Annotated in this window: 6 protein-coding genes; all 6 read left to right on the top strand. The window is 68.3% G+C overall.

Annotated elements, in window-relative coordinates:
• The first annotated feature begins 89 nt into the window (after positions 1-89).
• The 6 genes from MUN23_RS02145 (at position 90) to MUN23_RS02120 (ending at position 11,068) form a co-directional block, all read left to right on the top strand.
• Positions 90-1,343 (top strand): RDD family protein, encoded by a 1,254-nt coding sequence (locus MUN23_RS02145; RefSeq protein ID WP_248761886.1) that lies wholly within the window; start codon positions 90-92, stop codon positions 1,341-1,343.
• Positions 1,340-2,242 (top strand): PP2C family serine/threonine-protein phosphatase, encoded by a 903-nt coding sequence (locus tag MUN23_RS02140; protein ID WP_248761885.1) that lies wholly within the window; start codon positions 1,340-1,342, stop codon positions 2,240-2,242. Before MUN23_RS02145 ends, MUN23_RS02140 begins: the two co-directional genes overlap by 4 nt.
• 1 nt (position 2,243) lies before the next feature.
• Positions 2,244-4,049: an FHA domain-containing protein gene (locus tag MUN23_RS02135; protein ID WP_248761884.1), complete on the top strand. Its 1,806-nt coding sequence runs from the start codon at positions 2,244-2,246 to the stop codon at positions 4,047-4,049.
• On the top strand, positions 4,046-5,860 hold the full coding sequence (locus MUN23_RS02130) for a serine/threonine-protein kinase (protein ID WP_248761883.1): 1,815 nt from the start codon (positions 4,046-4,048) through the stop codon (positions 5,858-5,860). The genes MUN23_RS02135 and MUN23_RS02130 overlap by 4 nt, the downstream gene beginning before the upstream one ends.
• A gap of 61 nt (positions 5,861-5,921) precedes the next feature.
• The gene (locus tag MUN23_RS02125; RefSeq protein ID WP_058929573.1) at positions 5,922-6,626 is read left to right on the top strand and encodes a hypothetical protein; all 705 of its coding nucleotides are present in this window, start codon (positions 5,922-5,924) and stop codon (positions 6,624-6,626) included.
• Positions 6,623-11,068 carry an FtsK/SpoIIIE domain-containing protein gene (locus tag MUN23_RS02120; RefSeq protein WP_248761882.1) on the top strand — a complete coding sequence of 1,482 codons (4,446 nt, stop codon included), beginning with the start codon at positions 6,623-6,625 and terminating at the stop codon, positions 11,066-11,068. The genes MUN23_RS02125 and MUN23_RS02120 overlap by 4 nt, the downstream gene beginning before the upstream one ends.
• Positions 11,069-11,083: the final 15 nt, after the last annotated feature.

Here is an 11,083-nt window from a genome sequence, read left to right as displayed (position 1 = left end):
GGGCCATGATGGAGCGTGCGGCGGCGCACGCTCGCCAGAATCCCGGTACTATCCCGGTAGTACAAACGGCTCCAGGGGGAGGAACGGGAATGGCAGCCAATCTTGAGCTTGTTCCGGCCACGGCGGGGAAACGGCTCGGCGCAGCAGTGCTCGACTGGCTGGCCCCCGTCGCGGTCCTGGTGGTGACTTTCGCCATCGGATTCGCGGGAATCACCCGCACCCAAAGCGGCGGCTTCATCATCTATGACACCGGTTCCCTGGTGCTGTTCGGCAGCATCGGCCTGGGACTGACGCTGGTCTACCTGGCGGTCCTGGTGGGCATGGAAGGCCGGTCCGGGAAGACCCTCGGCAACCACGTCATGGGCATCCGCAGCGCTGACAAGGATGGTTACGCAGCCGGCGCCGGGGGAGTGTTCCTGCGCGGCCTCATCACCGGCGCGGGCATCATCCTGGCGCTCCTGGCCGCCGTGGCCATCGTCATTTTCAAGTGGTTCGATGTGGCTGTCTTTATCCTCGGACCGCTGCTCTTGGTCGGCGCGGTGTGGGCCGTGCTGGTGGTGGTTTCCAGCACCTGGGACCGCAACGGCAGGCTCCGCGGCTGGCATGACACCGTGGCGAAAACGCTGGTGTTCGACGTCAAGGACGGCCGGAACCCCATCACGTCCGGCGGCATCCAGGGCCCGTACACTTTCGCGCCCCTGGACCTCCCGCCTGTCCAGCAGGTCGCGTCGCCTGTGGCCGGGGCCGCAAAGCCGCCCCAGGTTGTGTCGGCCCAGCAGCCGCCGGTCCAACAACCCGTGCAGCCGTACGCCCCGCAGCCGTACACGGCTCAACCGGCAGCCGCGCCGCCGCCGTTCGCACCCCAGCCGGACGCGCCGCCGTCGTCCACTCCTTTCCAGCCGCATGTCCCGTACGCGGCCCCAGCGGTTCCCGCGCCGGGCGCCCAGTTCCATCCAGATGACGACCTCGACCGCACTCAGATGCGCGGCGGGGCAGCGTATGCAGCGCCCGTCGCCGTACTGCGGATAAAGCTCGACGACGGCCGGGACTTCCAGCTCGACCGCAACGTCCTGTTGGGCAGGAACCCCCTTGGCCAGGCGGGGGAGCAGCAGGCCCAGCTCCTGGCGGTCAGTGATCCCGGCCGCTCGATCTCCAAGACGCACCTCCACCTGCTGACCGACGGTGGCGGCATTTGGGTGACGGACCGGAACTCCACCAACGGCAGCGCCGTCACCACACCGGACGGACGGCGCACCCCACTGCAGCCGGGCGTGCCCGCTTTTGTCAGTCCGGGATCCACTGTCCACTTTGGTGACCGTTCCTTCCACCTAGGACAAGCATGAACTCACAGCCCGCCAGTGACCCAGCTGACGCAGACCACGGAACCGGCCTCAGCATGAGTTACGGCTACGGAACGGACCGCGGGCTGCGCCGGGAATTGAACGAGGATTCCTTCATTGCCTCCGACCCCGTCTTCGCCGTGGCAGACGGCATGGGCGGACACGAAGCCGGCGAGATTGCCAGCGGTATGTGCGTCCGCGCCCTGGCTGCCATGCCACAGCTGGCCACCGGGGAGCGCAGCGTCACGGCGGCAGTCCTCCAGCAATACCTGCTCCGCGCCGACAGTTCCATCCGGGAAGTGACCGGTGCCCGCGCCGGGACCACGCTCACCGGTGCCGTGGTGGTGGAACAGATGGGCATGCCGTACTGGCTGGTCATGAACATCGGGGATTCCCGCACGTACCGGCTGAGCCAAGGGCACTTTGAACAGGTCAGCGTGGACCACTCGGAGGTCCAGGAACTCGTGGATGCCGGTGAAATCACGGCCGAGCAGGCCATGGTCCATCCCCGCCGCCACGTGGTCACCAGGGCGCTGGGCACCGGGGACGAGATCGAAGCTGACTACTGGCTCCTGCCCGTTGAGGAGGGCGACCGGATCATGGTCTGCTCCGACGGACTCAATGGCGAACTCACGGACGAGCACATCTCCAGGATCCTGAGCACCGTGGGCCACCCGCAGGACGCGGTGGATGCCCTGATCCAGGCTGCGCTCCGCAATGGCGGACGGGACAACGTCACCGTCATTGTGGTGGACGCCAGGAACGTCATGAACGACGGCGGCATCGCCACCACTGCGCCCCGCCCCGCCGCTGATGCTGCGGAGGAGGTAACGCTGCCCCGGGGACAGATTGTTGACGCCAGCCGGCCGGCCGGCCAGGACGACGGAAGAGGGGAACACTGACATGGCCACCGCAACATACACCGCGGGCACGTGGCTCGGTGTTGTCCGGGCCAACACGGTGGTCCTGCTGGGGCCCGGGACCCCGCCCGCCCTGGTGCAGTCCCTGTGGGAACTGCTGGAGAATGCCCCGGAAGTCCACGAGTTGCTCCACGCCGTCACCAGCAGCTTCGGCGTTTCCCTGGCGCAGATACCGTCGTTCGGGATGGTGGATTCCGGTGACGCGCTCCGGATCTTCCTCCGCGGCGACCTGGACCTGACCGTACAGCTGCCCGGCGGCCCCGTGGACCTGAACGGGCGGGACGTCACCACCTGGACCGAGCGCCGCCTGGACACCCCCGAGTGGTACCGCCTCACTGCGGCCGGAAACGGCCAGCCCGGGGACGGCCAGGCCGGGGACGTGTTGCCGCTCAGCGAAGGCGTGGTCCTGCTGGAGTCTCTGACAGTGTCGCTCACCGGAATTCCAGTGGACCAGGTGGCGGCTCCGGCTGCCACGCCCGCTGACGTCGAGGCACCCACCGCTGCCGGCGGCGTCGTCCTCGTAGCGGACGCTGAACCGGTCACTGAAACGGCAGCGGAGCCTGACTCCGAACCGGCGCCGGAAGCTGAGCCGGAACCTGAACCTGCGTCTGAACCAGAGCTGCAACATGACCGGGAGGTCTCGGCGGAAACGGTGATGGGGCTCCTGGACGACGACTCCAATTTTGCTGCCGAAGCCCCGGAAACCGGGCCGGACCCGGAGCCGGCCCCGGAACGCACCGCCCATCCTGACCAGGTCCCGGCCCACGAAATGACCGGCAGCTACGACCACCTCTGGGAACGGACTGTTGTCCGCAGCATCGAGGACGCAGCCGTCCGGGACGAACCAGAAGAGGATCACGGAGCCCCCGCGCCACCTGTTGGCGCGTCTCGGGCACCGGTCGATGCGGCACAGGCGAACGCTCCAGGACAGCCGGAGGCAGCGGCCAGCCTGGCTCCTGCCCCGCCTGCCCACGAACCGGCAGGCCCACCTGCCACGCCGCCCACAGCCACGCCGCCTGCGGCCGCCCGGACGATCGGCGGGCTCATCGACTCGGTCCCGTGGCGGACCGGCGGGAGCGCACCTGCTGCCCAGGCTGCGCCGTCGTCCAATCTGCCGGCGTTGATTCTGCCGCCGTCGAACCTGTCCCCGTTGAATCAGCCCCCGTTGAGTCAGCCCCCGGCGGACGTCCGGGCAGAAGTGCACGCAGGGCAGCCGGAAGCAGACCCGGACGCGTTCGATGGTGACCACGACGGCCACACGATCATGAAGAGCGACCTCGCCGGAATGGCCGCGCATCCCGCCCCGGTTCCGGAGCCGGATTCGGCCGTAGGCCCCCTGGTGCTGGCCCGGGTCTGCGGTCGGGGACACGCCAATCCGCCCACCCAGGCGCAGTGCGCTGCCTGCGGCTCGCCGCTGCCCGCCGATGCCGTTCAGGTGGCCAGGCCACGGCTGGGCCGGATGCGGGTCTCGACGGGTGCACTGGTTGACCTTGACCAGTCGCTGGTCATTGGGCGGCAGCCGTCCGTTTCCCGGGTCCAGGGCGGTGTGATGCCGCGGCTGGTCCAGGTGGCCAGCCCCAGCGGCGACATCTCGCGCTCCCACGTGGAAGTGCGGCTCGAAGGCTGGCACGTGATGCTCTGCGACCTGAAGGCCACCAACGGCACGGTCCTGGTCCGCGCGGGCCAGCCGCCCCGCCGCCTGGCCCAGAACGAGATGGCCATCCTGCTCGACGGCGACATCGCCGAATTGGGTGACGACGTCTCACTGCGTTTTGAGGAGATTCTTTGAGTTCCAAACGGCCGGTTGCGCCGCCGCCCCATATTCCGGGGTTTACCTACATCAGCCTGCTCGGCTCCGGCGGGTTCTCGGACGTCTATCTCTACGAACAGGACCGGCCGCGCCGGAAAGTGGCGGTCAAGGTCCTTTTGTCGGATCTGAAGACCGAGGGTGCCCGGCGCAGGTTCGAGTCCGAGGCCAACCTGATGGCCCAGCTCTCCTCCCACCCGTACATTGTGACCATCTTCGAGGCCGAGGTGACCGAGGCCGGTCACTCCTACCTAGCCATGGAGTACTGCTCCAGGCCCAGCCTGGACGTCCGGTACCGCCGTCAGCGCTTCAGCGTTGATGAGGTGCTGGCCGTCGGCATCCAAGTGGCCTCGGCCGTCGAGACCGCCCACCGGGCCGGCATCGCCCACCGGGACATCAAGCCCGCCAACATCCTGGTGACGGACTACAACCGGCCGGCCCTGACGGACTTCGGGATCTCGGGCACGCTGGGCGGTGACGCCGACGAAGACGCCGGGATGTCCATTCCGTGGTCGCCGCCGGAACAGTTCGCGGACGGCCCCGTGGATGGCGTGATGGTGGATGTCTGGGCACTGGGCGCCACGCTGTACACACTGCTGGCCGGCAGGTCGCCGTTCGTGATGCCCGGGACCGATAATTCCCAGCGCGAACTGATCTCGCGGATCACCAGCGCGGCACTGCCGCGCCTGGGCCGGGCCGACGTTCCGGAGTCGCTGGAGCGGGCACTGTCCACGGCAATGGCCAAGGCGGCGGCGTCCCGTTACTCCTCAGCCCACGCGTTTGCCCTCGCCCTGCAGCGGATCCAGGCCGAACTGAACCTTTCGGTCACGCCGTTCGAGGTACTCGAGGAGCAGCAGCTGGAAGAGAACCGCCCCGATGACGGCTTCGAGGAAACCCGCGTCCGCAGTATTGCGGCCATCGATCCGGAGCGGACCGGCAGCGCCCCTACTTTCCCGGCACGCACCCGGCCGCAACGCCCCGGAACCGGTGCGCCGCCGTCGGGCTTTCCGGCCGGCGGATTTCCCCCGGCCGCTACGGCCACGGCAGCACGCCGGCCGCAGGTTCCGGGCAACCTGTTTGCCGGCCAGGACGGCCAACTGGACGACGGCGGCACGCAGGCTGGCAGCAACTCCGCAGGCGAGTGGGCCCACGCCACGATGCTCCGCGGCAGTGCACCGGCCGCCGATTACGGTTCCGCGCCGGACGCAACCGTCCAGCGTCCCGGGCCCCTTCCCGCCCAGGCCGGCCGGCAGACCGGCCTGCCCGGCCGCCGGGCCGGGCGGGCCGATCCGGAGATCGACGCGACGATCAGCCGGCCGGCCCCCGTCACCGAAACCGCCCCCGAGGCGGCGCCCGACCACGGCAGGCGCAACGTGTGGCTCGCCGCCGCGGGCGGAACGCTGCTGGTCCTTGCCATCATTGTCGGAATCGTGCTGGCGTCTTCGGCCCCGGCCCCGGCGCCGAAGGTCGAAGAGACCGGCCAGGTCAGCAAACCCCCGGCGGATGCCCTGGACAACGGGACAGTCCCCGACGTCGCCGATCTGGCGGGGACCGTGGACGCCGCCGGCAAGGCGACGTTCACGTGGACCAATCCGCAGCCGAAGTCGGGCGACGCCTACAAGTGGCGGGTCTATTCGTTGGGCAACCACGGTGAGTACCAGTCCACTGCCGAGCCAACCGCTCAGGTTGCGTTGAATCCGACGGAACCCACCTGTATCCAGGTGATGATCGTCAGGAGTGACGGCGCGTTCTCACCGTTGGAAGAGGACTCGATCGCCTGCATCCGCAAATGACGGCAGAGCAGACCGGAACAGGTAGTGAACGCGGGCACCGCCCGACGAGGAGGCACGGAAAATGGGGGATCTAGCAATAGATTTCTGTGGTGAATGGTACGAACCGTCCGATGAGGAAATCTTCAACATCGGCCGCGAAGGCGACCTTGAGGTGGACGACAACCCGTACCTTCACCGCCAGTTCCTGCAGGTGGCCCGCTACGACGGGATCTGGTGGCTGAGCAACGTGGGCGGGATGCTGTCCGCCACCGTCGCCGACGGTTCGGGCGGGATGCAGGCCTGGCTGTCGCCGGGGGCGCGCATCCCGCTGGTGTTCAGCCACACGAACGTCATTTTCACCGCCGGGCCCACCACCTACGAGTTCGCCGTCCACCTCAAGACGCCGTCCTTCCGCCAGGAATCACGCGAGGACGACAGCAACGGTGATACCACCATCGGCCCCGTGGTCTTCACCGACTCGCAGAAGGCCCTCATCGTGGCCCTTGCCGAACCCATGCTGCGGCGGGAAGGGACCGGATTCAGCGCCATCCCGTCCTCGGCCGCAGCGGCCAAGACCCTGGGCTGGGCACTCACCCGGTTCAACCGGAAGCTCGATAACGTCTGCGACAAACTTGACCGCGTCGGCGTGGTGGGCCTCCGCGGCGGCGGCGGGAAACTGGCCACCAACCGGCGCGCGAGGCTCGTCGAACACGCTGTCACGTCCCACCTGGTCACCCCCGATGATTTGCACTTACTGGAAAAGATGAGGGGCGTGGACGAAGGATGAGGATCCGGCTGACACTCCGCCGGGACCCGGCGGAAACCAAGGACCTGGCCGTCACCGTCGACGGCCTGGCCACGGTGGCGGATATTGCCACGCAGCTTTGGGTAGCGGACCCCGACCGCAAGGGATCGCCGCCACCGGAAAACCTCTCGCTCCGCATCGACGAGGCCTTTGTGGGCGGCGGCATGCGCGGCAGCGTCCTGACCCGCACGGACAACCTCCTGGAATCGGGCCTGCGGCCGGGATCCGTGGTGTCCCTGACCGAGGTCAGCGAACTCTTCAACGCGCCCGGCGCCAACCGCGGACCCGCCGCAGCCACCCTGCGGATCCTTTCCGGGCCCGACGCCGGCCAGGAATTTTCGCTGCCCTCCGGCACCAGCTACATCGGCCGGGACCGGGACGTGGACATCCGGCTCACGGACCCCCTGACCTCCAAACGCCACGCCCGCATCACCGTGGGCGAGGGCGTGGAGATCGTGGACACGAACTCCGCCAACGGCCTCCTGATGGACGGCCTGCCCGTCACCCGGGCCACCCTGAACTCCTCGGACACGGTGACACTGGGGGAGACCACCGTGACCGTGGTGCCGCTGGGCCGCAACCAGGCGGCAGCCCCGACGTCGCCCCTTGTCGATTTCAACCGCTCCCCGCGGGTGGTTCCCCGCTTTGAGGCGCCCAAGCGCGTGCCACCGGCCGGACCCAAACGTCCGGACCACCAGCCGTTCCCGTACATCATGCTGATGGCGCCGCTGCTGATGGGCGGCATCATGTTCGCGGTCACGCGGAACATCCTCTCGGTGGTGTTCATGATGATGATGCCGCTGTTCATTGTGGGTCACTACGTGGACCACAAGATGCAGACCAGGCGCCAGCAGAAGGAACAGCTCAAACAGTTCCGGGAGTCCATGGCTGCGTTCCGGCAGGACATCACCGAACTGCAGCACGTGGAACGCGCGGTCCGCCTGCAGGAAGCACCATCGGTCAGCGACACCGTGGATTCCATCTACAAACTCGGTCCGCTGCTGTGGACCCACCGCCCCGAACACACCGGTTTCCTGGGCCTGCGGTTCGGGCTCGGCACCGGTACATCTCGCATCCTGTTCGAGGAACCCCACAGCAACGACACCGAAGCTGAATTCATGCGCCAGATCCAGGACTGCCTGAAGCAGTTCAAGGACATCGAGGGTGTCCCGGTGGTCTCCCAGCTGCGCACGGCCGGGTCCTTCGGCGTGGCCGGAGCCCGGGGCCTGGTTGACGACGTTGCCCGCGGCATGGTCCTGCAGTTCGTGGGCCTGCACTCGCCGGCCGAGGCCGTGGTGACGGCCATAACGTCGGCGCAATCCCGGCAGCGCTGGGACTGGCTGCAGTGGCTGCCCCACGTGGGCTCCGGCCACAGCCCCCTCAACGGCGACCACCTGGCCGCCGGTTCAGCCAGCGGCTCCTCCCTCGTGGCCAGGCTCGAGGACCTGCTCGACGCACGCGAAGCCACGGCCAAGCGCTCCACCCCCGAACACCGGGGATCCGTGGACCCTGCCAAGGACGAGATCCCGGTCCCGGTGCTGCCGGCGGTCCTGGTCATCGTCGAGGACGACGCTCCGGTGGACCGGGGCAGGCTGACCCGCCTCGCCGAGCGCGGACCGGACTCCGGCGTCCACGTGATGTGGGTGGCCACCGACATCCAGGCACTCCCGGCCGCCTGCCGGGACTTTATGGTGGTTGACGGCGAAAACGGCACCACCACCGGGCAGGTGCGGCTGGGACGGCACACGTATCCCGTGAGCTGCGAAAGCCTTGACGCCGACCTGGCCGCGCAGCTGGCCCGGATGCTGGCGCCCGTGGTGGACGTTGGCAAGCCGGTCAGCGACGACTCCGACCTGCCGCGTGCGGTGTCCTACGCCACCCTGATCGGCAAGGACTTCCTGGACAACCCGCAGGCCGTGGCGGAGCGCTGGGTGGAGAACAATTCCGTCCACGCCTCCGCGGTTCCCAACCGGAAGGACAACGGGACCCTCCGCGCGCTGGTGGGTTCCAAGGGCATCGAGCCGCTCTACTTGGACCTGAAGAACGAGGGCCCGCACGCGCTGGTGGGCGGCACCACCGGCGCCGGCAAATCGGAGTTCCTGCAGTCCTGGGTCATGGGCATGGCCGCCGCCTACAGCCCGGACCGCGTGAGCTTCCTGTTTGTGGATTACAAGGGTGGGGCGGCGTTCGCCGATTGCCTCAGCCTGCCCCACACCGTGGGCCTGGTCACCGACCTCTCCCAGCACCTTGTCCGCCGCGCCCTGACCTCCCTCCGTGCGGAGCTGCACTACCGCGAACACCTGCTGAACCGCAAGAAGGCCAAGGACCTGCTCGGGCTCCAGCGCGAAGCCGACCCGGAGGCACCGCCGTACCTGATCATCGTTGTGGACGAATTCGCGGCGCTGGCCACCGAGGTCCCCGAATTTGTGGACGGTGTGGTGGATGTTGCCGCCCGTGGCCGGTCCCTGGGCCTGCACCTGATCCTGGCCACGCAGCGTCCCGCCGGCGTCATCAAGGACAGCCTGCGCGCAAACACCAACCTCCGGGTCGCCCTGCGCATGGCGGATGAGGATGACGCCACCGACATCCTCGGCGTGCCTGATGCGGCCTACTTCGACCCGTCCATCCCGGGCCGCGGCGCCGCCAAGACCGGGCCCGGCCGTATCCAGGGGTTCCAGACCGGCTATGCCGGCGGCTGGACCACGGAGAAGCCCCAGCGTCCGCAGATCGACATCGTGGAGATGGCCTTCGGGTCAGGGCCCAGCTGGGAGGCGCCCGCCCCCGAGAAGCCCGTCAAGGAAGCTCCGCCCGGCCCCAACGACATCGCCAGGATGACCGCCAATATCGTCAGGGCCGCGGAATCCCTGGCCATCCGGCCGCCGCGCAAACCGTGGCTGGACGAGCTGGCCAAGACGTACGACTTTTCCAAGCTCCCGAACCCCCGGACGGACGAACGGCTGCTGCTGGGTGTGGCGGATGATCCTGCCCGCCAGGAACAGCCCACGGTGTTCTACGAGCCGGACCAGGACGGCAACATGGCAATCTACGGCACGGGCGGCTCCGGAAAATCCGCTGCCCTGCGCGGCATCGCGATTGCCGCCGCTGTCACGCCCCGGGGCGGGCCCGTGCACATCTACGGGATCGATTGCGGTTCCTCCGGGCTGAAGATGCTCGAAGAGCTGCCGCACGTCGGCGAGATCATCAACGGTGACGACGTCGAACGCGTCGGCCGGCTGCTCCGCCTGCTCCGGGACATCGCCGACGAAAGGTCAGCCCGGTTCGCCGAGGTCAGGGCCTCCACCATCGTGGAATACCGGACCCTGGCCAACCGCCCGGACGAGAAGCGGATCTTCGTGCTGCTGGACGGCATATCGGCGTTCCGCGAAACGTACGAATTCAGCCGCCTGTCCGCACTCTGGGACGTCTTCCTGCAGCTGGCCACGGACGGCCGTCCCCTGGGGATCCACTTGGTGGTCACCGGTGACCGGCCGAACGCCGTACCGGCGACACTGCTGGCCTCCATCCAGCGCCGGCTGGTGCTGCGGCTGACGTCCGAGGACGACTACATGTCCATGGACGTCGCCAAGGACGTCCTCACCAGCGCCTCGCCGCCGGGGCGCGGCATGCTGGGCGGCTACGAGGTCCAGCTGGCCGTCCTGGGCGGCAACTCCAACCTGGCGCTGCAGGCCCGTGAAGTCCACAAGCTCAGCCAGGCGATGCTGCGCCAGGGGCTGGAATCGGCACCAAGAATCCAGCGGCTTCCCGAACAGGTGGACCTGGATGTGCTGCCTTCCGGCAGCCCGGACCTGCCCGTCATCGGCGTCGACGACGAAACCCTGCAGCCGGCCGAGATCATGGCCCAGGGACCGCTGCTGCTGGCGGGTCCGCCAGGGGCGGGCAGGACGGTGGCGCTGGTGACCCTGGCCTACGCGCTGCGCCGGTCCAACCCGGACACGGAGCTGGTGTACATCGGCTCCCGCCGGTCCGCGGTGGCGTCGCTGCCGCTCTGGAACCGTTCCGTGGTGGGTGCCGATGACTTGGCCGAGATCATCGAGGACCTCACGGAGCACTCTTCCGGGAACCCCGGGAAGCTGGCGATCTTCATCGAGGGCCTGACCGAGTTCACGGATACCGTGGCGGAATCGGGCGTTTCGCAGCTCGTGACGGCGTCCATCAAGGCCGATCAGTGGGTCATCGGGGAATCGGAAACATCAACCTGGTCCTCCGCCTGGTCGCTGTCGCAGCCCTTCAAATCCGGACGCCGGGGCCTGCTGATCAACCCCGGCGACATCGAAGGGGACAGTCTGCTCAATACGTCGCTGGGCCGCGTCAGCCCGGCTTTCATACCCGGCCGGGGCTACATCGTAGGACGCGGCAAGGCACGCAAACTGCAGATCGCGCTGCCGCCGGAAAACAGGGGCTGAGCCGTTGCTTCCCAC

The organism is Pseudarthrobacter sp. SSS035 (genome assembly GCF_023273875.1).
GTDB lineage: Bacteria > Actinomycetota > Actinomycetes > Actinomycetales > Micrococcaceae > Arthrobacter.
This window is presented reverse-complemented; position numbering and strand designations above follow the sequence as displayed.

What these genes read in the sequence shown, in the direction of transcription:
- MUN23_RS02145 (WP_248761886.1), top strand. Translation starts at nt 90, where the DNA reads ATGGCAGCCAATCTTGAGCTTGTTCCGGCCACGGCGGGGAAACGGCTC.
- MUN23_RS02140 (WP_248761885.1), top strand. Translation starts at nt 1,340, where the DNA reads ATGAACTCACAGCCCGCCAGTGACCCAGCTGACGCAGACCACGGAACC.
- MUN23_RS02135 (WP_248761884.1), top strand. Translation starts at nt 2,244, where the DNA reads ATGGCCACCGCAACATACACCGCGGGCACGTGGCTCGGTGTTGTCCGG.
- MUN23_RS02125 (WP_058929573.1), top strand. Translation starts at nt 5,922, where the DNA reads ATGGGGGATCTAGCAATAGATTTCTGTGGTGAATGGTACGAACCGTCC.
- MUN23_RS02120 (WP_248761882.1), top strand. Translation starts at nt 6,623, where the DNA reads ATGAGGATCCGGCTGACACTCCGCCGGGACCCGGCGGAAACCAAGGAC.